The sequence below is a fragment of the Rhodococcus sp. AW25M09 genome, from assembly GCF_000333955.1.
In the GTDB taxonomy this organism is placed as follows: domain Bacteria; phylum Actinomycetota; class Actinomycetes; order Mycobacteriales; family Mycobacteriaceae; genus Rhodococcoides.
This window is the reverse complement of sequence record NZ_CAPS01000094.1, coordinates 25,275-50,551: the sequence shown is the minus strand read 5'-3', so window position 1 is coordinate 50,551 and position 25,277 is coordinate 25,275. Positions and strand designations below refer to the sequence as shown.

At 64.0% G+C, this 25,277-nt stretch carries 24 protein-coding genes, 1 tRNA gene and 1 other RNA gene; 22 read left to right on the top strand and 4 right to left on the bottom strand.

Features of this window, described 5'->3' with window-relative positions; all coding sequences use genetic code 11:
* Positions 1-122 precede the first annotated feature (122 nt).
* On the bottom strand, positions 123-1,346 hold the full coding sequence (locus RHODMAR_RS18915; RefSeq protein ID WP_008717627.1) for an acyl-CoA dehydrogenase family protein: 1,224 nt from the start codon (positions 1,344-1,346) through the stop codon (positions 123-125).
* A gap of 44 nt (positions 1,347-1,390) precedes the next feature.
* Entirely contained in the window at positions 1,391-2,800 is a 1,410-nt protein-coding gene (locus RHODMAR_RS18910) for an acyl-CoA dehydrogenase family protein (protein ID WP_042939871.1), read from the bottom strand.
* 155 nt (positions 2,801-2,955) lie between these two features.
* Between RHODMAR_RS18910 and RHODMAR_RS18905 the strand changes: the two genes are divergently transcribed.
* Complete coding sequence (locus RHODMAR_RS18905; RefSeq protein WP_008717623.1) at positions 2,956-3,324, top strand: DUF1304 domain-containing protein; 369 nt, start codon at positions 2,956-2,958, stop codon at positions 3,322-3,324.
* 7 nt (positions 3,325-3,331) lie between these two features.
* Here the strand turns inward: RHODMAR_RS18905 and hisN are convergent, their stop codons facing one another.
* Positions 3,332-4,123 carry a histidinol-phosphatase gene (hisN, locus tag RHODMAR_RS18900; protein ID WP_008717622.1) on the bottom strand — a complete coding sequence of 264 codons (792 nt, stop codon included), beginning with the start codon at positions 4,121-4,123 and terminating at the stop codon, positions 3,332-3,334.
* Between the two features lie 92 nt (positions 4,124-4,215).
* Here hisN and prfB point away from each other — a divergent pair, with 92 nt between their 5' ends.
* The 19 genes from prfB to RHODMAR_RS18805 all read left to right on the top strand — a co-directional run bounded on the left by prfB (position 4,216) and on the right by RHODMAR_RS18805 (position 22,169).
* Positions 4,216-5,328, top strand: a complete 1,113-nt coding sequence (gene prfB / locus RHODMAR_RS18895; RefSeq protein WP_008717620.1) for a peptide chain release factor 2 — start codon at positions 4,216-4,218, stop codon at positions 5,326-5,328.
* Between the two features lie 38 nt (positions 5,329-5,366).
* The gene (locus tag RHODMAR_RS18890) at positions 5,367-6,269 is read left to right on the top strand and encodes a mechanosensitive ion channel family protein (RefSeq protein WP_008717618.1); all 903 of its coding nucleotides are present in this window, start codon (positions 5,367-5,369) and stop codon (positions 6,267-6,269) included.
* Positions 6,266-6,703, top strand: a complete 438-nt coding sequence (locus tag RHODMAR_RS18885; protein ID WP_008717616.1) for a hypothetical protein — start codon at positions 6,266-6,268, stop codon at positions 6,701-6,703. The genes RHODMAR_RS18890 and RHODMAR_RS18885 overlap by 4 nt, the downstream gene beginning before the upstream one ends.
* 86 nt (positions 6,704-6,789) lie before the next feature.
* Complete coding sequence (gene ftsE, locus RHODMAR_RS18880; protein ID WP_008717614.1) at positions 6,790-7,479, top strand: cell division ATP-binding protein FtsE; 690 nt, start codon at positions 6,790-6,792, stop codon at positions 7,477-7,479.
* A gap of 66 nt (positions 7,480-7,545) precedes the next feature.
* On the top strand, positions 7,546-8,451 hold the full coding sequence (ftsX, locus tag RHODMAR_RS18875) for a permease-like cell division protein FtsX (RefSeq protein WP_008717611.1): 906 nt from the start codon (positions 7,546-7,548) through the stop codon (positions 8,449-8,451).
* Between the two features lie 83 nt (positions 8,452-8,534).
* Positions 8,535-9,008 carry an SsrA-binding protein SmpB gene (smpB, locus tag RHODMAR_RS18870; RefSeq protein WP_008717609.1) on the top strand — a complete coding sequence of 158 codons (474 nt, stop codon included), beginning with the start codon at positions 8,535-8,537 and terminating at the stop codon, positions 9,006-9,008.
* Positions 9,009-9,016: 8 nt separating this feature from the next.
* Entirely contained in the window at positions 9,017-9,871 is an 855-nt protein-coding gene (locus RHODMAR_RS18865; protein ID WP_081606057.1) for a DMT family transporter, read from the top strand.
* Positions 9,872-9,902: 31 nt separating this feature from the next.
* The gene (locus tag RHODMAR_RS18860) at positions 9,903-11,366 is read left to right on the top strand and encodes an SDR family NAD(P)-dependent oxidoreductase (RefSeq protein WP_081606056.1); all 1,464 of its coding nucleotides are present in this window, start codon (positions 9,903-9,905) and stop codon (positions 11,364-11,366) included.
* Between the two features lie 65 nt (positions 11,367-11,431).
* Positions 11,432-11,802, top strand: a transfer-messenger RNA (tmRNA) gene (gene ssrA / locus RHODMAR_RS27655).
* 119 nt (positions 11,803-11,921) lie between these two features.
* Positions 11,922-12,758: an alpha/beta fold hydrolase gene (locus tag RHODMAR_RS27065; protein ID WP_008717603.1), complete on the top strand. Its 837-nt coding sequence runs from the start codon at positions 11,922-11,924 to the stop codon at positions 12,756-12,758.
* On the top strand, positions 12,737-14,035 hold the full coding sequence (locus RHODMAR_RS18845) for an NAD(P)/FAD-dependent oxidoreductase (protein ID WP_042939849.1): 1,299 nt from the start codon (positions 12,737-12,739) through the stop codon (positions 14,033-14,035). The genes RHODMAR_RS27065 and RHODMAR_RS18845 overlap by 22 nt, the downstream gene beginning before the upstream one ends.
* Complete coding sequence (locus tag RHODMAR_RS18840; protein WP_008717599.1) at positions 14,026-14,805, top strand: DUF1365 domain-containing protein; 780 nt, start codon at positions 14,026-14,028, stop codon at positions 14,803-14,805. Before RHODMAR_RS18845 ends, RHODMAR_RS18840 begins: the two co-directional genes overlap by 10 nt.
* Complete coding sequence (locus RHODMAR_RS18835) at positions 14,802-16,115, top strand: SAM-dependent methyltransferase (protein WP_008717598.1); 1,314 nt, start codon at positions 14,802-14,804, stop codon at positions 16,113-16,115. The genes RHODMAR_RS18840 and RHODMAR_RS18835 overlap by 4 nt, the downstream gene beginning before the upstream one ends.
* Positions 16,112-17,437: a class I SAM-dependent methyltransferase gene (locus RHODMAR_RS18830; protein WP_008717596.1), complete on the top strand. Its 1,326-nt coding sequence runs from the start codon at positions 16,112-16,114 to the stop codon at positions 17,435-17,437. The genes RHODMAR_RS18835 and RHODMAR_RS18830 overlap by 4 nt, the downstream gene beginning before the upstream one ends.
* Positions 17,419-18,225, top strand: a complete 807-nt coding sequence (locus RHODMAR_RS18825; protein WP_042939848.1) for a DUF1295 domain-containing protein — start codon at positions 17,419-17,421, stop codon at positions 18,223-18,225. Before RHODMAR_RS18830 ends, RHODMAR_RS18825 begins: the two co-directional genes overlap by 19 nt.
* Positions 18,226-18,313: 88 nt before the next feature.
* Entirely contained in the window at positions 18,314-19,954 is a 1,641-nt protein-coding gene (gene pgm / locus RHODMAR_RS18820; protein ID WP_008717592.1) for a phosphoglucomutase (alpha-D-glucose-1,6-bisphosphate-dependent), read from the top strand.
* A 65-nt stretch (positions 19,955-20,019) separates the two neighbouring features.
* Positions 20,020-21,207: an MFS transporter gene (locus tag RHODMAR_RS18815; RefSeq protein WP_042939863.1), complete on the top strand. Its 1,188-nt coding sequence runs from the start codon at positions 20,020-20,022 to the stop codon at positions 21,205-21,207.
* A 25-nt stretch (positions 21,208-21,232) separates the two neighbouring features.
* Positions 21,233-21,979 (top strand): DsbA family protein, encoded by a 747-nt coding sequence (locus RHODMAR_RS18810; RefSeq protein ID WP_008717587.1) that lies wholly within the window; start codon positions 21,233-21,235, stop codon positions 21,977-21,979.
* A 117-nt stretch (positions 21,980-22,096) separates the two neighbouring features.
* Positions 22,097-22,169, top strand: a tRNA-Ala gene (locus tag RHODMAR_RS18805).
* A gap of 105 nt (positions 22,170-22,274) precedes the next feature.
* Here RHODMAR_RS18805 and RHODMAR_RS18800 read toward each other — a convergent pair.
* On the bottom strand, positions 22,275-22,619 hold the full coding sequence (locus tag RHODMAR_RS18800; RefSeq protein ID WP_008717584.1) for a histone-like nucleoid-structuring protein Lsr2: 345 nt from the start codon (positions 22,617-22,619) through the stop codon (positions 22,275-22,277).
* Between the two features lie 496 nt (positions 22,620-23,115).
* Here RHODMAR_RS18800 and RHODMAR_RS18795 point away from each other — a divergent pair, with 496 nt between their 5' ends.
* The gene (locus RHODMAR_RS18795) at positions 23,116-24,216 is read left to right on the top strand and encodes an N-acetylmuramoyl-L-alanine amidase (protein WP_198289480.1); all 1,101 of its coding nucleotides are present in this window, start codon (positions 23,116-23,118) and stop codon (positions 24,214-24,216) included.
* Between the two features lie 11 nt (positions 24,217-24,227).
* Positions 24,228-25,277, top strand: a complete 1,050-nt coding sequence (locus RHODMAR_RS18790; protein WP_008717580.1) for a CobW family GTP-binding protein — start codon at positions 24,228-24,230, stop codon at positions 25,275-25,277.

Below are 25,277 nucleotides of genomic sequence, written 5' to 3'. Positions count from 1 at the left end.
CGACGTTCGAGAGACCACGATATCGACACGGGCGTCCGAAATTTCTGCTCCGAACACGAAAACGGCACCGGACGCGTGGTCCGATGCCGATTTCGTTCACTCTCCGGGGCAAACCCGGTGCATCACTTCAGTTCTGCGGACGACTTTCCGAGTACGCGGCGGGCAACGATGAGCTGCTGAATCTGCTGCGTGCCCTCGAAGATGTCGAGGATCTTGGCGTCGCGGCTCCACTTTTCGAGCAGTGGACGCTCGGAGTAGCCGTAGGTACCGGCCAGCTCCACTGCTTTGAGGGTGATGTCGACCGCCGAGCGACCGGCCTTGGCCTTGGACATCGACGCCTGGAGGGAGTTGGGCTCCTTGTTGTCTGCCATCCATGCTGCGCGTAGCGAGAGCAGGTGTGCCGCCTCCCAGTCCGCTTCGAGCCGGATGAACTCGGCAGCCGCAGCGTGCTGGCTGTACGCCGGGGTCTCGTAGGAAATATCGACTCCGGCATCGACCAGGATGGCCCGCAGCTCTTCGAGTGCGGCCCGCGCCACTCCCACGGCCATACCCGCCACCAGTGGGCGAGTGTTGTCGAACGTCTGCATGACGCCGGCAAAGCCCTTTTCGACGTTCACCTCGGCGGTGCCGAGCAGGTTGTCCTTCGGGATGCGGCAGTCCTCGAGCAGCAGTGCCGCGGTATCGGAGGCCTTGATGCCCAGTTTGTGCTCGAGGCGCGCAACCGACAGGCCCGGAGCATCACGTGGGACGACGAACGACTTGATGGCCGCGCGGCCGAGGGACTTGTCGACCGTTGCCCACACGACGATGTGGGTGGACCGTTCGCCGGCGGTGACGTAGATCTTCTCGCCGTTGAGTACCCACTCGTCGCCGTCCAGTACGGCCGTGGTGGTCACTGCTGCGGAGTCGGAGCCGAAGCCGGGCTCGGTGATGGCCATCGAGGCCCATACTTTGCCGAAACGCTCGAGCTGCTCGTCGGTGGAGACTGCGGCGATCGCCGAGTTGCCGAGTCCCTGGTAGGGGATCGACAGGGTCAAGCCCACGTCGCCCCAGCAGGTCTCGATCACGTTCACCAGAGCAGACATGTTGCCGCCGTTGGAGTTTGCGGTCTTGCTCGGCTTGGGAGCGGACTCGCTGTCCTTCTCGCGGCCACCGGCGGCCCCGCCGATTTCACCGCCGGCATCGGACATGCCTTCGACCATCGACGCCATTGTGTCGAGTTCCACCGGGTACTCGTGCTCGGCGAGGTCGTATTTGCGGGAAATCGGGCGGAAGATCTCGGCAGCGACCTGGTGAGCCTGATTCGCCTGCGCCCGAAGCTTCTTGGGGAGTTCAAGATTGATCATCGTGTATGTCCTTGGGTGAGTGCCATGGAATTCGGGGCGGCGAGCTAGATGAGAACGATGCCCTCGGCGACGCCGACGGACCGCAGATCGCGGTACCAACGCTCGACCGGGTGCTCCTTGGTGAAACCGTGACCGCCGAGCAACTGGACGCCGTCGGATCCGATCTGCATGCCCTTCTCGGAGGCCAGTCGACGAGCGAGCGCGGACTCACGGGCGAACGACAGGCCTTGCTCTGCCCTGGACGCGCCTCGGAGGGTGACCAACCGCATGCCGTCGAGCTCGATGGCGATGTTGGCGACCATGAAGGCCACGGCCTGACGGTTGCTGATCGGCTCACCGAAGGCAACACGGTCGTTGACGTAGGGGACGACGTAGTCGAGTACGGCCTGGCTGGTGCCGACGGCCAGTGATGCCCAGCCCAGGCGCGCCAATCCGATGGCGGCGCTGTACTCGGCGGCCCGCTGGTCCGCGTCACCGTCACCGAGCAGAGCCGACTCCGGCACTGCGACGTCGGTCAGGATCAACCGGCCCAGGCCTGCTGCGCGCAAGCCCATGCTCGGGTCTGCTTCGACCACGAGGCCCTTGGAGTCGGACTCGACGATGAAGAAGGTCGGACGGCCTTCGAGCTCTGCGGCGATGACGAACAGTTCGGAGCTTCCGGCCGCAGGCACGAGGCTCTTGACGCCGTTGAGCTTGTAGCCGCTGGGGGAGCGGACGGCCTTGGTCTGCAGCGCGTACGGGTCGAACAGTGCACGGGGCTCGTTCACGACCACGGCTGCGTTGGGCACTTTCTCGCCGACGAAGGCCGGGAGGTACGTCTTCTGCTGTGCGTCCGTTCCCCACTGTGTGAGGGCGACGGCCACGCCGCTGGGTGCGAGGATCGGCAGCGCCAGCCCCATGTCTCCGTGTGCGAGCGCTTCGGCGACGAGAGAGTTGGTGACGGCTCCGCGCTCGCTGGCCGCGCCGTCGAGCTCCTCGGGAACGTTGATGAGGGTGATGCCGAGTTCTGCCGAGCGCCGCACCAGATCCTCGGGCGAGGATGCGCTGTGATCGGCGTCGAAGGCGGCCGGACGGAGAATCTCCTCGGCGAATTCCTTGACGGTCTCGACGATCATGCGCTGCTCGTCGTCCGGCGTCAGGTCGAAGTAGCTCAGGTTCTTGGCGGCACCGTCGTCGAGACGCTTGGGCTTGCCGCCCCCGGTGACCTTGGCGAACGTGCGATTGGCCGCGCCGAGCGTCTTGAACCCGGACTTGGTGCTCTCGTACGTCACCCGGTCGATGGTCTGGCGGAGGTTGTACTTCTCCACCAGCTCCGATCCGGTGATGGCGGTCAGAACGCGCATGGCGGTTCCGATCGCGTCTCTCTTGAACGGGTTGAGGCCAACCGCGGAAGTATCGCGGGGCACCTTCGGATGCTTCGCGTCGACCACACTGTCTTGCTTGCTCATGATCACCAGTTCCTCGGCGTCGGTCACGGACTCGATGAATCTTACTCCCGAGTAAGTTAGCTGTCTACTGTCGAGTAAGTACTGGTGTCGCACGACACTGGATCACCCGTTCGTACTGTGTGTCGTACCGATCGGTCACGCCTGTATGGCAGGCTGGCCGAGTGCATCCCGTAGCTCAGATCTTCGCCGCCATCGCAGCTGTCCTCCACGTCGCCATTTTCGTCATGGAGAGCGTGCTCTGGTCCAGGCCGGCCGTGTGGGCCAAGTTCGGTCTCCCGAACCAAAACGCTGCCGACATCACCAAGCCGATGGCGTTCAACCAGGGCTTCTACAATCTGTTCCTGGCGATCGGCATCGTGGTCGGTCTCGTGCTGGGCGGATCGGCGGGTGACGCGATCGTGTACTTCGCCTGCGCGAGCATCGTCGGTGCCGCGCTGGTGCTGGCCTCCGGTGGCGCGAAGTACTTCAGGGCCGCCGCTGTCCAAGGGATCACTCCGCTGCTCGCGCTGGTGCTCGCGGCAGCGCTCTGAGGCGAACTCAGGCCTCGGGGGACAGTCGACGGAGTACCTCTGTCTGCAGTAGGCCGTTGGTGGCCACGGCGCTGCCGCCGTGCGGACCGGAGGTGCCGTCCAGCGCGGTGAAGTCCCCGCCGGCCTCACGGACGAGCACATCGAGCGCCGCCAGATCCCACAGCGAGACCTCGGGTTCGGCCGCGATATCGACTGCGCCCTCGGCGATGAGGCAGTAGGAGAAGAAGTCGCCGTATCCACGCACTCGCCACACCGCGTCGGTCAGATCGAGGAACCGGTCCCTGGTGCCCAGGTCGGACCAGCCCGAGAGGCTGGAGAAGCTCAGGCTGGCCGACGACAGGGCATCGACCTTCGAAACGGAAATCCGGCGCGGGGCGCCCCCGTCCGCCCCCGTCCAGGCTCCCTGTCCGTCTGCTGCCCACCAGCGTCGGTTCAGTGCCGGCGCGCTGACGACTCCGACGCGGGGTATGCCGTCGTCGAGCAGCGCGATCAGGGTTGCCCACACCGGGACCCCACGCACGAAATTCTTGGTTCCGTCGATGGGATCGACCACCCACTGGCGGCCGCTGAACGTTGCTGTGCCGCCGAATTCCTCGCCCAGCAACGCATCGCTGGATCGATCGGACGCGAGCTCGGCGCGAATCATCGTCTCCACGGCCAGATCGGCGTCGCTCACCGGCGTGAGGTCGGGCTTGGAATCAACCGAGAGATCCATGGCGAGAAAGCGTCGACGAGTGATGGCGTCGGACTCGTCGGCGAGTCGGAGGGCGAGAGAGAGATCAGCGGAGTAGTCGGTCACCGGAGAAGACTATCGACGGACACAGGCGAGTGTGTGGGCCGATACTCGGGCGCGGTCGGGCGCGTCTTCGGCTGCCGGTAACCTTGACTCTCGTGCATCCCGACGTTTCCGCTGACCTGGCCGAGCTCGACACCACTCTGTCCACTGTCGAGTCGGTTCTCGACGTCGAGGAATTGCGGCGGCGGATCGACGAGCTCGAACACCAGGCCGCATCACCCGACCTGTGGAACGACCAGGAGCATGCTCAGCAGGTGACGAGTCAGCTCTCGCACGCGCAGGCCGAGTTGCGCCGCGTCGAAGAGCTTCGGCAGCGTCTCGAGGACATGCCGGTCATGTACGAGCTGGCCGAGGGCGAAGAAGGGGAGGCGGCCACGGCTGCCACCGCCGACGCGGACGCCGAACGCGCTTCCCTTCGTGAGGACATCGCGGCCATGGAAGTGCGTACCTTGTTGTCCGGGGAATACGATGCCCGCGACGCACTGGTCAACATCCGCTCCGGAGCCGGCGGAATCGACGCCGCCGACTGGGCGGAGATGTTGATGCGTATGTACATCCGCTGGGCCGAGAAGCACGGCTACGGAGTCGAGGTCTACGACACGTCCTATGCCGAGGAGGCCGGCATCAAGAGCGCCACGTTCGCGGTCAAGGCTCCGTACACGTACGGAACATTGTCGGTCGAGCAGGGCACGCACCGGCTCGTCCGCATCAGTCCCTTCGACAACCAGGGTCGTCGACAGACCTCGTTCGCCGAGGTCGAGGTTCTCCCGGTCGTCGAGACCACCGACCACATCGAGATCCCCGAGGGCGACGTCCGCGTGGACGTCTACCGCTCGTCCGGACCCGGCGGCCAGTCGGTCAACACGACCGACTCCGCCGTGCGACTGACCCACATCCCGACGGGAATCGTGGTGACCTGTCAGAACGAGAAGTCTCAGCTGCAGAACAAGGTCTCGGCCATGCGGGTGCTGCAGGCCAAGCTCCTCGAGGTCAAGCGCAAGGAAGAGCGGGCCGAGATGGATGCGCTCAAGGGTGACGGCGGTAGCTCCTGGGGCAATCAGATGCGCTCGTATGTGCTGCACCCTTACCAGATGGTCAAGGATCTCCGTACCGAGTACGAGGTGAACAATCCGTCTACTGTTCTCGACGGGGACATCGACGGATTTCTGGAATCGGGAATTCGCTGGCGAATGCGAGGGGAGCAGTAGATGACCGGTGATCGCGCAGGCTCCACTCCATCGATCCGATGACGGCCTGGCTCGAACCGACGCTTCAGATCAAGCTCAATGGGCTCGGAATCGTGCTGTACATCCTCGGTGGGCTGCTGGCCGCGCGATTCGTGACCTGGACCGGATCTCGAATCACCGCCCGAATCGACGAGAACTACCAGCACAGTGATGCCCTCGTCCGGTCCGAAGCCGCCAAACACCGACACGCTCTCGCTCAGGTCATCACCTGGGTGGCTGTCACCCTCATCTACATCCTGGTCACGATCGAGGTGTTGCGACGCCTCGGTTTCGGCGTGGGGGGCCTCGTGGCACCGGCGACCGTCCTGGGCGCGGCACTCGGGTTCGGTGCTCAGCGCGTCGTACAGGACATCCTCGCCGGCTTCTTCATCATCACCGAACGCCAGTACGGATTCGGTGACGTGGTGCAGATTGCCGTCCTCGGTTCCGCAGAGGATGCCGAGGGGACCGTCGAAGACGTGACCTTGCGGGTAACGCGCGTACGCAGTGTCGACGGCGAGGTGATCACCGTCCCGAACGGGCAGATCGTCAAGTCGATCAACCTCTCGAAGGACTGGGCCCGCGCTGTGGTCGACGTGCCGGTGCCGAGCACCGCCGATCTCACTCAGGTCAATTCTCTGCTCCGCGCGGTCTGCCGCGACGCGTTTGCCGACGCTCGATTGCGTCCGCTGCTGCTCGACGAGCCCACGGTGATGGGTGTGGAGAGCATCGAGGTGGGGCAGGTCAACGTCCGTCTGGTCGCGCGTACTTTGCCAGGAAAGCAATTTCAGGTCGGTCGTGACATCCGAGTCCGAGTGGCCGCGGCCTTACAGCCGGAGGGAATCAGTGTGGCTCCCGATGTCAGTACCGCCGGTGTGGCGCCGGAAGCGCCGGGACCGATTCGGGCGGTGGACAAGAAGTGAGTACACCGGAAGCCGGAATCGAGTCGCCGCGACGGAATTGGCGGCAGTGGCGCATCCCCACCAAGATCGCCGGCCGCGTCCGAACGTCCACGGTGGCATTCGGCATCTGTTTCGTGCTCACCGGCCTGTTGTACGGCCAGGTCAACGCCGAGGTGGACCGGCAGAACGAGGAGGCGGTTCAGGGCCCGGTGGCAGTCGACCCGTCCGAGGGCGCACCGACCGACTCGCCGCCGAGCAGCTCGGTGTCGGCCACGACTGCTCCGACGCCTACCGCCACCACCGAAGCGGGGCAATCGGGAGGTCCCGACGAGACCGGTCAGCAGTCGGTGACGACCGCGCCACTCACCACGACGACAGCACCGTTCGGCCTACCGCTTCCGCCAGGGATTCAGTCGTTGATACCCAGCCCACCTGCGCCGACGTCGGCGCGCTGAAGCGTTCTTTACCGTCCCTCGGGACTCGCCGCGGTGCTCGGACGGTTCCGACGGTTACCGACGAGTAAGGACTACACTGGCGACCCGTGATCAGCACCTCGAATGTCTCCAAGTCCTACAAGACCTCCACCAGGCCCGCCCTGGACAAAGTGACGGTCTCCATCGACAAAGGTGAGTTCGTGTTCCTGATCGGTGCGTCGGGGTCGGGCAAGTCGACGTTCATGCGGCTGCTCCTGAAGGAGGAGACGCCTACCTCGGGCGACATCCACGTTGCCGACTTCCACGTCAACCGGCTGGCCGCCCGACGCGTCCCACGGCTGCGGCAGAGCATGGGCTGCGTGTTTCAGGACTTCCGCCTGCTGCAGCAGAAGACGGTGGTGGAGAACGTCGCCTTCGCGCTCGAAGTGATCGGCAAGCCACGTTCGATGATCAAGCGGACCGTTCCCGAAGTTCTCGATCTCGTCGGACTCGGCGGCAAGTCCGACCGTCTGCCGAACGAGTTGTCCGGTGGCGAGCAGCAACGAGTGGCCATCGCTCGGGCCTTCGTCAATCGCCCGTTGGTCCTGCTCGCGGACGAGCCGACGGGAAACCTCGATCCGGATACCAGCCAGGACATCATGCTGCTGCTCGAGCGCATCAACCGCACGGGAACCACGGTGCTGATGGCCACCCACGACAACCACATCGTCGACTCGATGCGCCGTCGTGTCGTCGAACTCGACAACGGGCGAGTCGTTCGTGACGAGGCCCGCGGGGTCTACGGCGTCGGGCGCTGACGCCGCACACCGGATTGGACCGCTCAGACTTCTCGACCGAACGAATCGAAGGGCTCGGATTCCGCGATGCGCGCAAGCTTCATCCTCAGTGAGGTCCTCACCGGACTTCGTCGCAACATCACCATGACGATCGCCATGATCTTGACGACAGCGATCTCGCTCGGCCTGTTCGGCGGCGGACTGCTCGTGGTGCAGATGGCGGGAAAGACCCAGCAGATCTTTCTCGACCGGGTGGAAGTGCAGATATTCCTCACCGATGACATCTCCGCGACCGACGCCGACTGTGCCCAGGAGACCTGCGCGACCCTGCGCTCGGATCTGGAGAACACGCCATCGGTGGTCTCGGTGCAGTACCTCAATCGCGAGGATGCGGTGAAAGATGCCACCGAGCGAGTGTTCAAGGATCAGCCCGAATTGGCGGAACTGGTGAGCGCAGACAGCTTTCCTGCGTCGTTCAAGGTGCGGCTGAGTGACCCCGAGCGGTTCGGGGTGATCAACGACAACTTCGAGAATCGACCGGGCGTGCAGAGCGTGCTCAACCAACGCGATCTGGTCGAGCGACTGTTCAGCGTGCTCAACGGCGTGCGCAATGCCGCCTTCGCGATCGCCACCGTGCAGGCGATCGCGGCAATTCTGCTGATCGCCAACATGGTTCAGATCGCCGCATTCACCAGACGAACCGAGGTCGGCATCATGCGACTGGTCGGTGCCACTCGCTGGTATACCCAGTTACCGTTCCTGCTCGAGGCCGTCGTGGCTGCGGTGATCGGCTCCGTGCTGGCCATCGCTGGCTTGTTCACCGCGAAGAACATGTTCATCGACGATGTTCTCGCCGATGTGTACCAGGCCAATATTCTGGCGCGGATATCGAACAGCGACGTGCTGCTCGTCTCGCCGTTCCTGGCTCTGGTCGGAGTCGGAATGGCAGCGGTGACGGCGTACATCACGCTGCGCCTCTACGTGCGCGAATAAAAACGGTTGCCGTTCGGTTCTATGCTGGAGCGGTTGCCCGTGGAACCGATCCACGCGGCTCGAGCTCGAGAAAGGGCCCTGCAGTGAGAGAGAAGGGCCGCAAGGCCATCGCGACCAATCGTAAGGCGCGGCACAACTACTCCATTCTCGACGTCGTCGAGGCGGGAGTCGCCCTCGTCGGAACCGAGGTCAAGAGCTTGCGCGACGGCAAGGCCTCGCTGGCCGACTCCTTCGCGACGGTCGACGACGGCGAGATCTGGCTGCGTGGGCTGCACATCGCGGAATACACGCTCGGTAGTTGGACCAACCACGCGCCGCGTCGAAACCGAAAACTTCTGTTGCACCGCCGCGAGATCGACCGGCTGGCCGGCAAGGTGAAGGAAGGAAACCTGACGTTGGTACCGCTGTCGATGTATTTCTCCGACGGCAAGGTCAAGGTGGAACTGGCACTGGCCAAGGGTAAGCAGGACTACGACAAGAGACAGTCGCTGGCCAAGCGCACAGCCGAACGCGAAGTGACTCGAGAGTTGGGGCGTCGCGTGAAGGGCATGCGCTGACCGCTGTTCTGCTCGCTCTCGTGGCCGCTGTCGGCTACGGGGTGAGCGATTTCGTCGGCGGTGTCGCATCCCGCCGGGTCGCCGCTCTGCGGGTGGTCATCGTCTCCTATCCGTTGTCACTGGTGATCGTTCTGCTCGTCGCCCCGTTCATCGGCGGCACCATCGAACTTCCGGCGATGTTGTGGGGTCTGGCCTCGGGTGTCGCCGGCGGCGTCGCGGTGTGGTGGTTCTACCTGGCCCTGGCCGCCGGACCGATGGCCGTGGTCTCGCCGGTCACCGCAGTGCTGGTCGCCGGAATCCCGGTGCTGGTGGGGTTGTCGATGGGTGAGCGTCCGGGCGTCATCGCATTCGTCGGCATTGCGGTGGCGCTGGTGGCAGTGGTGCTCGTCAGCAAGGAATCGCCCGACGAGCTGACCGGTGAAGTGGCCGGTGGTCGCGAGATGAAGTTCACCAGAACCGTCGCGTGGTTGACGATCGGCTCCGGAGTGACGTTCGCTTTCGCGTTCATCTTTTTGCACCAGATCGGCGATGGCAGTGGCCTCTGGCCGCTGGCAGCATCGCGGGCGTCGGCGACTGCCGTGGTCTGGGTTGTGGCCCTGGCGTCCGGTCACTTCGTACCTCCGCACGGCAGTGTGCTGAAACTGGCCGCCTTCGTCAGCGTGCTCGATGTGGTTGCCAACGCGGCGATGATCTACGCCTACCAGGGGGGTCTGCTCTCGTTGGTGAGCGTTATCGCCTCCCTCTACCCGGCGGCCACGGTGTTGCTGGCGATGGTGATGCTCGGGGAACGAGTCGGCACGCTACAGAAAATCGGAATGGGCTTGGCACTCGGAGCGATCGCGATGATCGCGTTGGCTGGTTGAACTGCGGTGGGCGCGGGTATTGGCTCCTGACATGACCGCCTCCGATTCTGTCTCCGATAGTCCCACCTCCGAGGGAGCTTCTTCCTCACGGCCGCTCGTGCTGGTGACCGGGGCCACGGGGTATCTGGGTGGTCGCCTCGCGCCACGTCTGCTCGAAGAGGGGTACCGAGTGCGAGTGTTGGCGCGCACCCCCGCCAAGCTCGACAATGTGCCGTGGGCGGGCGACGTGGACATCGTCCAGGGCGATCTCAGCGACCGAGAATCGTTGAAAGAGGCGTTCACCGGAGTCGACATCATGTACTACCTGGTGCACTCGATGGGCACTGCCGGGCACTCGGACTTCGCCGATACCGAACGCGACAGTGCCGAGAACGTTGCGGCGGCTGCGGCCGAGTGCGGCGTCGGGCGCATCGTGTACCTCGGCGGGCTGCACCCACCTACCGGTGAGCTCTCGCCGCACTTGAAGTCGCGCGCCGAAGTGGGTCGCATCCTGATCGAATCGGGGGTTCCGACGGTCGTGCTGCAGGCAGGTGTCGTGATCGGATCCGGCTCGGCGTCGTTCGAGATGATCCGCCACCTGACCAATCGCCTCCCGGTGATGACCACGCCACGATGGGTGCACAACCGTATTCAGCCGATCGCTGTGCGCGACGTCCTGCACTATCTGATCGGTGCCGCGAGCGCACCCGTCACGGAATCGCGGACGTTCGATATCGGTGGTCCGGACGTGATGCAGTACGGCGAGATGATGAACATCTACGCCGATGTCGCCGGTCTTCGGCAGCGCCGCATCATCGTCCTGCCGGTGCTCACGCCGCGACTCGCGGGCCACTGGATCGGGCTGGTGACTCCCATTCCGCGCGGGCTGGCGATGCCACTCATCGAATCTCTGCAGTACGACGCCGTCGGCCATGAACTGGATATCGACGCCGTCGTGCCGCGGCCGGACGGCGGCCTCACCGACTACCGCGATTCGGTACGACTGGCGTTGCGCAAAATCGACGACGGCGAGGTCGAGACGACGTGGACCGACGCCACCGGCACCGCGGCACCGTCGGATCCGCTGCCCTCGGACCCGGATTGGGCCGGAGAGGTGGTGTACACCGACACTCGGGTCGCCCGCAGCGCCGCACAGTCGGGTGCGATCAGGCCCGCCCTGGAACGCCTGGCCGACGCCGACGTACTCACCGGCTGGAAACGCGATGCCACCGGACCCGACGCCTCGGCTTCGGGAACCGAGCACACCACCCGGCTCAGGTCTTCGGCTCGTCTGCCCGGAGAAGCGTGGCTGGACCTGACGGTCGGCGGAACCGCGAGACAGCCCACCATCGAGCAGCGGTTGGTGTTCTTCCCTCGTGGTCTGGCGGGTCGGGCGATCTGGTACGCCTCCCTCCCCGCGCGCAAACTCGTCGCACGTCGAACGTTGCGCACTGTGGTGCAACGAGTCGACTCCGATGCGGCATCGAGATCGACGGAACGCCCGGCCGACCGTTAATGGGATGATTGTGGCCATCAGAGGCGTTACACTGAACAGCCCGGGCACACTGCTCGGGAACATACGGGGCTGAACGGTTTCGACTTTGTATGTTGAGTCAGGGGAAGCGTGTCGGTGCAGGCGAGAGACCACCGTAAGCGTCATCGCAACCTTATAAGCGCCGATTCCAATCAGCGCGACTACGCACTCGCTGCCTAAGTAGCGACTGCGTGTCTGTCAGTCCGGGCTTGCCCTCGGTCCGGGTACTGGCATCAGCTAGAGGGCTTACCGATTCATCCGGCCGCGGGATGATGAGGAACATCAAACAGTGGCTGGGATCGTCATCCTGACTTGTTCGCGAGATCGGGAGATCCAAGTAGAGGCGTAGCGGACTGCACACGGAGAAGCCCTGGCAATGCAGCAGAGGACCCGGGTTCGATTCCCGGCAGCTCCACCGACGAAGACCGGCCCGAGAGACACGCTCTCGGGCCGGTCTTCTTTCGTCTGTCGGACAGGTCACAATTGCCTTGCCGAGACCCATCCCACCCGAACCCGAAGCGGTGTCGAATAGTGGTTATGAGCAACGAGCCGACTCCCGTTCTGCGCACCGGCAGGCGGATACCCGATCCTGCACTGGTCGTGTTGGTCCTCGGCGGCGGCAAGGACGTGAGTCGGGCGCGCAGCAGGCCGTGGCACCTGGCCGGCCTGCGTATGTGGCCGTTCACCTGGATGCTTCGACGCGCAGGACGAGAACGCGGGATAGCTGTTCACCAGTTGCAGTACCGATTCCGTGGTTGGAACGCTCCGGAACGGACTCCCGTCGAGGACGCCCGGTGGGCTCTGAGCCGAATTCACACCGAGCATCCTGACGTTCACGTCGTGGTCGTCGGCCATTCGATGGGTGGCCGTACCGCCGCTGCCCTGATCGAGGATCCTTCGATACCGGGAGTGGAGCCTGCAGAAACGACCCAGAAAATCCCGGGAGTGGAGCCTGCAGAAACGACCCAGAAAATCCCGGGAGTGGAGCCTGCGGAAACGACCCAGATAGTCACCGGAATGGGGCCTGCGGAAACGAACCCGAAGATTGTGGGGGTGGTGGCCTTGGCACCATGGTGGCCCGACGGCGACGAGGCCGATGCATTCGATGCGCGCCATGCGCTGCTGGTCATGCACGGTACAGCGGACCGGTGGACGGATCCGCGAACCTCGCGTGCGGCGACCGAACGGGCGGCGGAGGCGGGCGCAGCGGCCCGTTATGTCTCCGTGCCGGGTGGGCACTTCATGCTGCGTAACCCGCGGCTGTGGTCGCAGGCGACGCGTGAGTTCGTCCTCGGTATCGCCGACGCGTCCGAGCGTCGCCGCGACTCGGCCGCCGCAATGTCCTCGAGCTCGTGCATGGGCGGAAAGTCGTGACCCGCCGCCGCGTCGCTGTGGTCGGGAGCGGCATAGCCGGCCTGACGGCAGCGTATGCACTGTCGAAGACATCGTCGGTGACGCTGTACGAGGCTGATTCCCGCCTCGGCGGTCATGCGGACACCCATTACGTCGACGGGCCCGACGGCCGCGTCGGAGTCGACACCGGGTTCATCGTGCACAACGATCGGACGTATCCGACGCTGCTTCGGCTGTTCGCCGAACTCGACGTACCCACCCAGGATTCGGACATGAGCATGTCCGTTCGCTGTGACGGGTGCGGCCTCGAGTACTCGGGAGGCCAGGGCATGCGTGGGATCCTCGCGCAGCGCACAGCAGTGCTGCGGCCGCGATTCGTCTCGATGCTGCGCGATGTCAAACGCTTTCATCGTCTGGCAACCGAACTGCTCGACAAAACCGATGCGGCCGATGCTGCCGATTCAGGGGCCACACTCGGTCAATTCCTCGCCGAGCACTCGTTCTCGTCGTATTTCGAGTCGCACTTCATGACACCGTTGGTGTCGGCGGTGTGGTCGTGTGACCCGGCCACGGCTCTCGCGTACCCGGCGCGCTACCTGTTCACCTTTCTCCGGCACCACGGAATGCTCACCGTCACCGGATCGCCCACCTGGCGCACTGTTACGGGTGGGTCCATCGAATACGTGTCTCGGGTTGCCCGGCACATCGACGAGGTATTGCTCGATACCCCGGTGCGCGCGGTCTACCGGTCGGGGGACTGCGTGCAGATCCGTGACGGCCACGAGAACCTGCGCACGTTCGACGCAGCGGTGATCGCCGTCCATCCCGGTGCCGCGCTGAAGATGCTGGCGGAGCCGACGGCGCTCGAGCACAGCGTCCTCGGTGCTATGCCGTACTCCGTCAATCACACTGTATTGCACACGGACTCGTCGGTGTTGCCGAAGAACACCAGGGCGCGAGCATCGTGGAACTACCACCTCCCGTCCTGCACCGCCCGGCCCGATCGAGTGTTGGTCAGCTACGACCTCACCAGGTTGCAGCGGTTGGACGACACCGATCGAAGAATGCTGGTCACCCTCGGGGGAGCGGATCGCATCGACCCGAATGCGGTACTCGACGAGATGACCTACGAGCACCCGCAATACACCCCCGAATCGGTGGCAGCTCAGAGTCGTCTGCCGGAATTGAACAGCGACACGGTGGCGTTCGCCGGGGCTTACCACGGATGGGGATTCCACGAGGACGGTGCGTTGTCCGGAGCGCGCGCCGCTGGGCGAGTGGGTGCCACGTGGCTGTGACCTCCGGGCTGCCGACCACCCGGGCACACGGGTCCGCGCTCTACCTGACCCGAATCGACCATGTTCGGCAGGGGCCGATCCGGAACACGTTCTCGTACAGAAGCTACAGCTGGTTCGTGGATCTCGACGCTCTGCCCGAGTTGCCGCGGTTGCTGCGACCACTGGCGTCGTTCGACTCACGCGATCACCTGGGTGACCCCGACGCCACCATTCGGCAGAACGTCGATGCATTCCTGGCGGAGAACGACATCGACCTCGCCGGCGGGCGCATCACGATGCTGGCGAGCGCACGCGTGTTCGGTCACACGTTCAACCCCCTGAGTGTGTACTGGTGCCACGGGCGCGACGGAGGCCTCCGCTGCGTGGTGGCGGAGGTACACAACACCTACGGCGAACGCCACAGATACTTACTGCGCACCGACGATCGCGGTGCGGTACGGACGCCGAAAAAGTTCTACGTATCGCCGTTCAACGACGTCGACGGCGAATATTCGATGCGGCTGCCGGAGCCGGATACTGCGCTCCGGCTGTCGATCGTCCTCGAGCGTCCTGGTCAGCCCCCGTTCGCGGCGACCGTGAACGGCTGTCGGCGAGAAGTGACGACGCGGTCGATCATGCGCACAGCGCTGGCAATTCCGGGTGCGCCGTTACGAGTAGTGGTACAGATCCGCTGGCAAGGCATTCGGCTCTGGGCACGGGGTCTGAAGATCGTTCCGAAGCCTGCCCCTCCGCGGGCACGAAGTTTCCAGAAGGAAAGGGCCAACAGATGACGACTGTGTCGAAAATCGAATCTGCATCGAGCGCGCACCACGAGTCCGCTGTCGGGCCGCGGCCGGTCGTCGACGCCGAGGTCTGGCCCCAGATCGCCCGCGTTCCCGGCGGCGTGAAGGTAGCGGTTGCCGCCCCGGTCGCCGACTTCCTCTTTCGTCGTGCGGTCGCACGTTTGCCCGTCCGAGTCTCGATGCCCGGCGGTGAGGTGATCGGTGCCGGCTCGGCCGATGCGCCCCTGATGACCGTCTATCGGCCACACGAGTTCGCCGCGCGCGTAGGCGACAGCGGACTCATCGGATTGGGCGAGGCATACATGGCCGGAGATTGGGATGCCGAGGACCTCACCGCGGTGCTCGAGGTCTTCGCTCGGCGCATGGCGTCGTTGATTCCGAAGTCCCTGCAGCGACTCCGAGGGCTCTACATCCCCAAGCCGCCTCGAAGTGAGCGCAATTCGACGACGAACACGCGATCGAACATCTCGCGCCACTACGATTTGTCGAACGATCTGTTCGAGCTCTTCCTCGACGAGACCATGACCTATTCGAGTGCGTTGTTCGCCGATTCCGGGCGCGGCCACGACTGCGAGCAGCTTGCCGACGCACAGCGCAGGAAGATCGACCGGTTACTCGACCGAGCAGGCGTCGGCGATGGCACCAGGGTCCTCGAAATCGGTACCGGGTGGGGCGAGCTGGCCATCCGAGCGGCAGCCCGCGGTGCCACTGTCCGGTCGGTGACACTGTCGATCGAACAGCAGGAATTGGCGCGTAAGCGTTGTGCCGCTGCCGGTTACGCAGATCGGATTCAGATCGATCTCCTGGACTACCGCTTGGTCGACGGTGAGTACGACGCGATCGTGTCGGTCGAGATGATCGAGGCCGTCGGGCATCAGTACTGGGGCACGTATTTCGAGACGATCGACTCGCTCCTGGCACCGGGTGGGCGGGTTGCGATCCAGGCCATCACGATGCCGCACGATCGGATGCTCGCTACCCGAAACACCTATACCTGGGTGCACAAGTACATCTTCCCCGGCGGATTCCTGCCATCGGTGCGGGCCATCGACGAGGTGACCGAGCAGCACACCTCGCTTCGGGTTCGCGAGAGGCTGTCCATGGGCGATCACTACGCGCGGACCCTCGATCTGTGGGACACCCGCTTCGCGCAGTACCGGCGTGAGGCCGAAGATCTCGGCTTCGACGAGGTATTCGCGCGCATGTGGCACTTCTATCTCTGCTACTCGGAGGCAGGATTTCGATCCGGCTACCTCGATGTTCAGCAGATCGTGCTCGATCGAAGGGACGAAAAATGACATCGTCGACGCTCACCGCGCGACCGCTCGAATCCGACAACGGCGTCGCGCATCGACTGGCCGCAATCGTCGAGCCCCTGATCGGCGGCCCCCTGCCGGTTCGGTTGCAGGCCTGGGACGGATCCGTCGCCGGTGACGCCGACGCTCCACATGTGACCCTGCACAGCCCGAATGCTCTGCGTCGATTGTTGTGGAGCCCAGGCGAACTCGGTGCGGCTCAGGCCTACGTCACCGGTGAACTCGACATCGCCGGAGATGTGGGGGCGGCTCTCGACCACGTGTGGGCAGTGGTCCGTGCGCGAGATCTTTCGGCCGTTCGACCGAGACCGCGCTCGTTGCTGCAGCTGGCTGCACTGGCCAAGGACCTCGGGGTGCTCGGGCGGCCGCTACCGCCGCCGGTCTCGCAAGCGGTGGTGAAGGGGCGATTGCACTCGCTGATGCGAGACCGGGCAGCGATCAGTCACCATTACGATCTCTCGAACGACTTCTACGAGCTCGTGCTCGATTCACACATGGCGTACTCGTCGGGATACTGGACCTCGGACTCGCCGGATTACACCCTCGACGATGCGCAACGTGACAAGTTGGACCTCGTCTGTCGCAAGGTGGGGCTCGACCAGAAGCCAGGGCAGCGCTTTCTCGACGTCGGATGTGGTTGGGGCTCACTGAGTCTGCATGCGGCCCAGGAGTACGGAGCGCACGTGGTCGGCGTGACCATCTCACGCGAGCAGAAAGCCTTCATCGACAAGCGCATTGCCGACCGAGGGCTGCAGAACAACGTCGAGATCCGGATCCAGGACTATCGGGAAATTCCGGACGGACCTTTCGACGCCGTTGCATCGATCGAGATGGGCGAGCACGTGGGCGAGGGCAACTACCCGCTCTACACCGCGGCGCTGCACGACAACGTCCGGCCCGGTGGTCGTGTGCTCATCCAGCAGATGTCGCGAAAAGAGGGAGACAACCCCGGCGGCGGCGCGTTCATCGAGTCGTTCATTGCCCCCGACATGTACATGCGACCGGTCGGGCGGACAGTGGCGATGATCGAGGAGGCAGGACTCGAAGTTCGCGACGTCCACGCCCTTCGCGAGCATTACGTGCGGACCGTCGACGTCTGGGCCGAGCGCTTCGAAGCGCGCTTCGACGACGTGGTGGCCATGGTCGGAGAAGAGGTCGCTCGCGTGTGGCGGCTCTACCTGATCGGCGGCGGAATGGCATTTCGGGACAACAGGATGGGCGTCGACCAGATTCTCTCGGTTCGTCCCGACGCGGGTTCGTCCGGGATGGAACCGGTTCGCCCGGTATGGGTGGCCGCGCGGTGAACTGGTCCGACTTCCTGACCGTGTCGCTGGCGAGCCTCGGCGGTACCGCCCTGTTGATGATTGTCACCGCGCTCATCGGTGCGCGGCTCGGCCGCCACAACGTCGTGGACGTGACGTGGGGCGGCGGCTTCGTGTTGATCGCGCTGATCTCGGCTGTGACCGGAACGGGCGAAGGGTGGCGTCGGATTCTGCTGCTCGTACTCGTCGGGGTGTGGGGACTTCGTCTTGCCGCCCACGTCTTCGTGCGCTCGCGCGGGCATGGTGAGGATCCGCGATACACCGAATTGCTTTCCAAGGCGCCAGGAAACAAGACCCTGTTTGCGCTGCGAAAGATCTATCTGACTCAGGCGCTTGCGTTGTGGTTCGTGTCTCTCCCGCTTCAGGTATCCGCCGTCGCACATGGATCGGTGGTGCCGGTAGTCGTACTCGGAGTGCTGCTCTGGATGCTCGGGTGGACGTTCGAGACGGTCGGTGATGCCCAGTTGAAAGCGTTCAAGGCCGACGCGTCGAACAAGGGCAAGATCATGGATCGTGGTCTGTGGTCCTGGACCCGGCATCCCAATTACTTCGGTGACTCAGCAGTTTGGTGGGGGTTGTTCCTCATCTCGGCCTCCGCATGGCCCGGTGTGTTCACGCTTCTCTCACCCATCGCGATGACGTACTTCCTGGTGTTCGCCACCGGCGCGAGGTTGCTGGAGCGAAGCATGGAGAAGCGTCCGGGGTATCGGGAGTACCAGCAGCGGACCAGCTATTTCCTCCCGCGTCCACCGAAGAGTCGTAGCGAGTAGCTCGCCGGTGGGGCGGCGGCGCTAGGGTTGATCGAGAAGTTCGATTCATCGATCGAATTCGGTTCGTCCACACATTAGGAGGCGCATCGTGGCGCACGAGAGAGCTGGAACCACTGCGTTGCCGGAGGATCTGGTCGATCTTTCGCAGCTCGTGACGGCGTATTACTCGCGCGTTCCCGACGTGTCGGAGCCGAGTCAGCAGGTGGTGTTCGGTACGTCCGGGCATCGAGGTTCGAGCTTGGATTCGGCGTTCAACGAGGCGCACATCGTGGCCACCACGCAGGCGATCGTGGAATACAGGTCTGCCCAAGGCATCACCGGGCCCCTGTTCATCGGCCGAGACACCCACGCGTTGTCGGAGCCCGCGTGGACGACGGCCTTGGAAGTGTTGGCCGCCAACGACGTGGACGTTCTGGTCGATTCTGGTGACCGGTACACCCCGACCCCGGCAGTCAGCCATGCCATCCTTCGCTACAACGAGTCCGGTCCGAAGGCGCAGGCCGACGGCATCGTGGTGACGCCGTCGCACAACCCGCCGCGTGACGGCGGCTTCAAGTACAACCCGCCGCACGGTGGCCCGGCCGACAGTGATGCCACCTCGGTCATCGCTGCTCGTGCCAACGAGCTTCTGCGCGAAGGTATTTCGGGAATCAAGCGGGTGACGCTCGCGCAGGCCTTCGCGGGAACAGTGTCACGCTACGACTTCCTCGGCACCTACGTCGACGACCTACCGAACGTGCTCGATCTCGATGCGATCCGGGCTGCCGGTGTTCGCATCGGTGCCGATCCGCTGGGCGGCGCGAGTGTCGATTACTGGGATGCCATCGCCGAGCGTCACAATCTGGATCTGACCGTCGTCAATCCGTTGGTGGACGGCACGTTCCGCTTCATGACTCTCGATACCGACGGCAAGATCAGAATGGATTGTTCGTCACCGAACGCGATGGCGTCACTCATCGCTGCGCGCGATCGATTCGACATCTCCACGGGCAACGATGCCGACTCCGATCGGCACGGCATCGTCACTCCCGACGGCGGTCTGATGAACCCCAACCACTACCTCGCGGTCGCCATCGACTACTTGTTCACGCACCGTCCGAACTGGTCGCCGACGGCAGCAGTGGGCAAGACCTTGGTGAGCTCGTCGATGATCGACCGGATCGTCGCCGGTCTGGGTCGCCGCCTGCTCGAGGTGCCGGTCGGATTCAAGTGGTTCGTTCCGGGTCTGCTCACCGGCGACCTCGGATTCGGCGGTGAGGAGAGTGCCGGCGCGTCGTTCCTCCGACATGACGGCCGAGTGTGGACCACCGACAAGGACGGCATCATCCTCGCGCTGCTGGCGTCGGAGATCACTGCAGTCACCGGGTCGACGCCATCGCAGCGCTACCAGGAATTCACCGCGAAGTTCGGCGATCCGTCGTACGCCCGGGTCGACGCACCCGCGACGCGTGAGCAGAAGGCCGTTCTTGCCAAGCTGTCACCCGACCAGATCACCGCCACCGAGCTGGCCGGTGAAACGATCACGGCAACACTGACCGAGGCTCCGGGTAACGGAGCCGCACTGGGTGGGCTGAAGGTCACCACCGAGAGCGCCTGGTTCGCTGCTCGCCCGTCCGGAACCGAGGACGTCTACAAGATCTACGCGGAGTCGTTCCAGGGCGCGGAGCACCTTGCAGAGGTCCAGGCGGCGGCACGTGCGCTGGTGTCCTCCGCACTCGAGAGCTCGTGACCGACTCGCCCACACCCGATCGGCCGAACTCGCCCGATGGCGATGGTTCGACTCCAGAGCCGACACTGCAGCCGGAAGACAAGCTGCCACCCGAGATTTGGGTGCTGGTGTCGGCGGCATTCGTCATTGCCCTCGGATTCGGCATCGTTGCGCCCGCCCTGCCGCAATTCGCCCGCGAATTCGGGGTGGGCGTGGCCGCCGCGTCTGCGGTGATCAGTGCCTTCGCGCTCATGCGCTTGATGTTCGCGCCGGTCAGTGGATCTTTGGTTCAGCGGCTCGGGGAACGACCCGTCTACCTCATCGGGCTCCTGATCGTCGCGGTGTCCACTGGCGCGTGTGCTCTGGCCCAGACATATTGGCAGCTGTTGGTCTTTCGCGGGCTCGGCGGAATCGGATCCACCATGTTCTCGGTGTCGGCTCTCGGGTTGCTGATCAGAATCAGTCCGCCCACCAGGCGCGGACGCATCTCCGGCCTGTACGCGACGAGCTTCCTGCTGGGCACGATCGGTGGTCCGCTGGTCGGTGGTGCACTCGTCGGGTTCGGGCTGAGGGTGCCGTTCGTCATTTACGCTGTGGCGCTCGTGATCGCCGCCGCGGTCGTGTACTTCACGCTCGGCAATTCCGATCTCGTCAAGCCCGAGAAGGGATCGGCCCCGCCGACGATGTCCCTGCTCGCCGCTCTTCGCGTTCCTTCCTATCGAGCCGCGCTGGCATCGAACTTCGCCAACGGTTGGGCGGTGTTCGGCGTTCGAGTAGCTCTGGTTCCGTTGTTCGTCGTCGAGGCGATGCAACAATCGGAGGTGTTCGTCGGTGTCGCGTTGACCGTGTTCGCGGTCGGGAATGCCGTTGTTCTCGCCAGTGCCGGGCGCCTGTCCGATGTGCGCGGACGCAAGCCGTTCATGGTGGGCGGTTTGGCAGTGTGCGGCCTGGGGACCGTCGTGATGGGATACGTGCACGATCCCGTGCTCTTCCTCGTGGTGTCGTTCGTCGCCGGAATCGGATCGGGGCTGATGAGTCCTGCGCAGCAGGCATCGGTTGCCGATGTGATCGGATCGAAAGCGCGCGGAGGGCCCGTGCTTGCCGCCTTCCAGATGGCCTCCGATGTCGGCGCTGTCATCGGCCCGATAGTGGCCGGCTTGATCGTGGAGAAGGCCTCGTTCGGGCCGGCCTTCGCCGTCACGGGTGCATTGCTACTCGTCGCCGGACTCTGGTGGTCGCGCGTTCCGGACTCCCTCGAGCGCGAGCGCACCTGACGGGTACGACCGTAGTATTCGCTCTGTGAGCCAGAAGAAGATATCGAGTACGAAACATACGCCGCAGGCCACGTCCAACACAGTGACTTATGTATTGGGCGGCATCGCTTTCGTCGTGGTGGTGATCGTCATCGTCGTCGCAATCATGTGGCAGAGCGGAACCGACGCCCCACGCAACGACGGTTACGGCACCGTGAAGAATCCCGAGGTCGAATTGTCGTTGCCGGGTGACGGCGTCGTGCAACTGGCACGTCCCGAAGCGCAGCGCGTCATCGATGTCTTCGAGGACCCGATGTGCCCGTTCTGTGGAGACCTGGAAGTGAAACACGGTCAGGAGTTGGCTCAGAAGATCGACGACGGTGTTGTCGAGGTCAAATACCACCTGGTCAACTTCCTGGACGGGCAGTCGGCCTCGGGTGACTATTCGACTCGCGCTGTCGCGGCTTCCCACTGCGTGGCAGTAACGGAGAATGCGCGGGTGTACTCCGCTTTTCACTCCGGTTTGTTCGACCCGGGATTTCGCCCCGAGGAGGGCGGTGACTCCGACAGAACCGATGCCGAATTGGCCGAGCTCGCCCGGTCGAGCGGAGCGAGCGAGCTGGCTGTGGAATGCATCGCCAGTGGCGCGCAACGCGATGCCGCGGTAGCGGACGCCAACACCGGACGGGACGCACTGGCGGCGTCGGGGGCACGCGGAACACCGGGGGTGCTGGTGGACGGACAGGTGGTCGATGCGCTCGGCGACTCGGAATGGCTGGCGTCCATCAACTGACGATCGCAGTGGTGGCGGCCGGACATCGGAAGGGCCGCACCAGGTGATTTGTTGCTGCTGCGACCGATGGTGTAACTTCGTTCGAGCAACCGCATGAGCGGGAGCACGCAGTATCTCGGGGCTATGGCGCAGCTGGTAGCGCACCACACTGGCAGTGTGGGGGTCAGGGGTTCGAGTCCCCTTAGCTCCACCGAAGTTATGAGCTCTAATTTGCAAGCATGGAGTCACGTACGACAAAAGCGCCGCTCGCGAGCGGCGCTTTTGTCGTTGTCCGGTGTGGTCGAGTGTCGAGGCGTCAGTGTGCCGCGTCGAAGGCTTGCTCGACCTCGGCGGGGATTCTTCCTCGCGCCGAAATATTGTGGCCGTTCGCCTTCGCCCATTCTCTGATGGCTTTGGTTTGATTGGCGTCGCGCTTCGAGCCGGCTGCGGAGGTACTCGACTTCTTCGTCCGCTTTCCACCGACCTTGGTGGAGTGTTCGATGTAATAGTCGAGCTTGCGGTGAAATTCCTTCGCGTTCTTGTCGCTCAGGTCGATTTCGTAGCTGACTCCGTTGACCGAATAGGTTATGTGTTCGCCACCGGAGTCGATCGGTTTTTCGTCGATGTCATCGACTAGTTGCACATAGACTTTTCTGGCCATGCTGAAGCTCTCCAATGGTGCCGGGGATGATGCGGGGATGTCCAGATCGAACGAAAATGACTATACGGCTCGGCAAAGCGTTTATCTATATGGGCCGGGGATTGTTGCTCGATTCGCAGAATTGTCACAGAATCGGATGGGCCGTTCGCCGAAACGAGCGAGATGTATGTGAGAAACAATGGCTGAGCGTCATGCTTGTCTTTATGTAGATGGACGACGAACTGTCCGGTTTGTATTCGTTCTTCCGTCGTCGAGTCGGTTCTGGTCGATAAAGACGCACGGTTCGCTTCGGCATCGAATCGATCACGAAATGCAGTCGTTTCGCTAACGAAAGGTGGACCGATGCGCAGCACCGGTGATCTCTGCTTCACTTGAGGCGTAAGTGTCTGCTGTGACGTGTGATGTCCCGTGAATTCGGCGACTCGCCCGATCATTCGCGTCCGAGGGGTCGAGAGGGGAGACGCGCCACCAGCTTCACCGGGGCGCCAATGTCCATATGAAATGTGCACGAATCAGCAGGTCGGCAACAACAGCATTGATGTGTGCCGGAATACTCGGTGCGGGAGTCCTCGTACCCGTTCCGGTGAACGCCGCGCCCGACACGACCACGCCGAGCACCACGACACCGTCGACCACTGCCTCCTCCGGTACCGAACTGTCCGGTAAGACGGTCTTCCTCGACCCGGGCCACCAGGGCACTGCGCATTCGGAGAATGTGCAGCGACAGGTCAGCGATGGGCGCGGCGGGACAAAAGACTGTCAGACCACCGGCATGACCACCGTGGACGGAGTGCCCGAGCACACCATCAACTGGAAAGTCAGCGAACTCGTCCGGTCCAGCCTCGAGAGCCTGGGTGCAACGGTCCAGACGAGCCGAGCAGACGACACCGGTTGGGGCGGCTGCGTCGACGACAGGGCGCGCGCCGCGAGCGAGTCCGGAGCCGACGTCGCCGTCAGCATCCACGCGGACTCCACGAGCACCACGACCGACACCGGCAAGCACGGATTTCACCTCATCGTCCCGACGCTGCCGATTCCTGATGCAGCCGCCGATGCAGCCCAGGCCGAGGGCGGTCGTTCGGCATCGAATCTGATGCGAGACTCGTACGTGCGTGCTGGCTTCGATCCGGCCAATTACGCAGGCGTCGACGACGGAATCCAGGAGCGATCCGATGTTGCAGGCCCCGCGTTGACGACGGTCCCCCTGGTCTTCGTAGAAATGGGCAACGGATCGAACCCCGGCGACGCGGCACTGCTCGAAAGCTCGGACGGTCAGGTGAAGCACGCGATCGCCATTGCGACCGGGATCATCGACTACCTACTCGGTGCCGACACTGCCGTCACGACAGCGGCGACCCCGGCCGATACGACTGCAGCTGCCCCGGCCGACACCGCTGCCCCCACGACATCCGCGAAGCCGGGAGCGGGCACCGCTGTCGAGGGGCGCAGTGCGCTGTCTCGATTGCTCGAGAGCGTCTCGCCGTACGTCGACTCTTTCGGGGTCGAGGGCTTGAGGGGGCTCGTGACCCAGGAAAACGTCACCAGTGTGTCGAACTTCGCACGAGGGCTGATGAAGCAGATTCTCGCTGCCCGGTAGTCTCGGACGCCGTGACGCGTCGACGAATCCCGGTGGTGATAGTCGCAGGCTTCCTCGGCGCAGGTAAGACGACTCTGCTCAATCACCTGTTGCGAAACGATGCCGGCATTCGAATCGGCGTGGTGGTCAACGATTTCGGAGCCATCAACATCGACTCGATGCTGGTGGCCGGGCAGGTCGATTCGATGGTCTCGCTCGGCAACGGCTGTATCTGCTGCGCGGTGGACATCAGCGACATGGATGCGATGTTCGACGCCCTCGCGCATCGCCGTTCGGACATCGACGTGATCGTGGTGGAGGCCAGTGGCCTGGCCGAGCCCCGCAATCTGATCCGCATGGTTCGCGGCAGCGAGAACGAGTTCATCGTCTACGGCGGGCTCGTCGGGGTCGTCGACGCGGTGGAGTTTCCGCGGACGCGTGTACTGCATCCGGAGGTCGAACAGCACCTGCAGTTGGCCGACCTGGTGGTGTTGAACAAGTCCGATGCGGTCTCCGAATCCGAACGCTCCGCACGTGCTTCCACAGTGCGTGACGTGGTGGGGGACGTTCCGGTCGTCCCGGTCGCTTTCGGTCGAGTCGATCCGCTGCTGCTGTTCGACCGCCGCGAGAACCTATCGGTCGAGTCGGCGATGTCCGTGCAGTTGTCGTTCGACGAACTTCTTCGTCAGGACCACGCCGATCACGACCACGATCACCACCACCATCTGCACGCGCAGTACTCGCATACCGAATTCGTCACTACCGATCCGATCGAACCGCGACGATTGATCGAATTCCTGGAGAATCCCTCCGGGAATCTCTACCGCATAAAAGGTGTCGTGTATTTCGCAATACCGGGATACATGCAGAAATTCATCGTCCACACGGTAGGCCGTCACATTCGGTTCGAGGCTTCGTCGTGGTCTCGGGGCGAGCCCGAGCAGACCGCACTGGTGCTGATCGGTACCGAGCTCGACGCATCGGCGGTCGAGAGACGTCTGCGTGCCTGCGTGCGGACACCACACGAGCGCTGCGACGCCTCATCGATGCTCCCGGTCCACCGCTACCTCGACACCGTATAG

Excerpts from the sequence above, each read along its gene's own strand:
- RHODMAR_RS18915 (WP_008717627.1), bottom strand. The coding sequence starts at position 1,346 with ATGATCAATCTTGAACTCCCCAAGAAGCTTCGGGCGCAGGCGAATCAG.
- RHODMAR_RS18890 (WP_008717618.1), top strand. The coding sequence starts at position 5,367 with ATGACGGCCTGGCTCGAACCGACGCTTCAGATCAAGCTCAATGGGCTC.
- ftsX (WP_008717611.1), top strand. The coding sequence starts at position 7,546 with ATGCGCGCAAGCTTCATCCTCAGTGAGGTCCTCACCGGACTTCGTCGC.
- RHODMAR_RS18860 (WP_081606056.1), top strand. The coding sequence starts at position 9,903 with ATGACCGCCTCCGATTCTGTCTCCGATAGTCCCACCTCCGAGGGAGCT.
- RHODMAR_RS27065 (WP_008717603.1), top strand. The coding sequence starts at position 11,922 with ATGAGCAACGAGCCGACTCCCGTTCTGCGCACCGGCAGGCGGATACCC.
- RHODMAR_RS18835 (WP_008717598.1), top strand. The coding sequence starts at position 14,802 with ATGACGACTGTGTCGAAAATCGAATCTGCATCGAGCGCGCACCACGAG.
- RHODMAR_RS18830 (WP_008717596.1), top strand. The coding sequence starts at position 16,112 with ATGACATCGTCGACGCTCACCGCGCGACCGCTCGAATCCGACAACGGC.
- RHODMAR_RS18825 (WP_042939848.1), top strand. The coding sequence starts at position 17,419 with ATGGGTGGCCGCGCGGTGAACTGGTCCGACTTCCTGACCGTGTCGCTG.
- RHODMAR_RS18800 (WP_008717584.1), bottom strand. The coding sequence starts at position 22,619 with ATGGCCAGAAAAGTCTATGTGCAACTAGTCGATGACATCGACGAAAAA.
- RHODMAR_RS18795 (WP_198289480.1), top strand. The coding sequence starts at position 23,116 with ATGAAATGTGCACGAATCAGCAGGTCGGCAACAACAGCATTGATGTGT.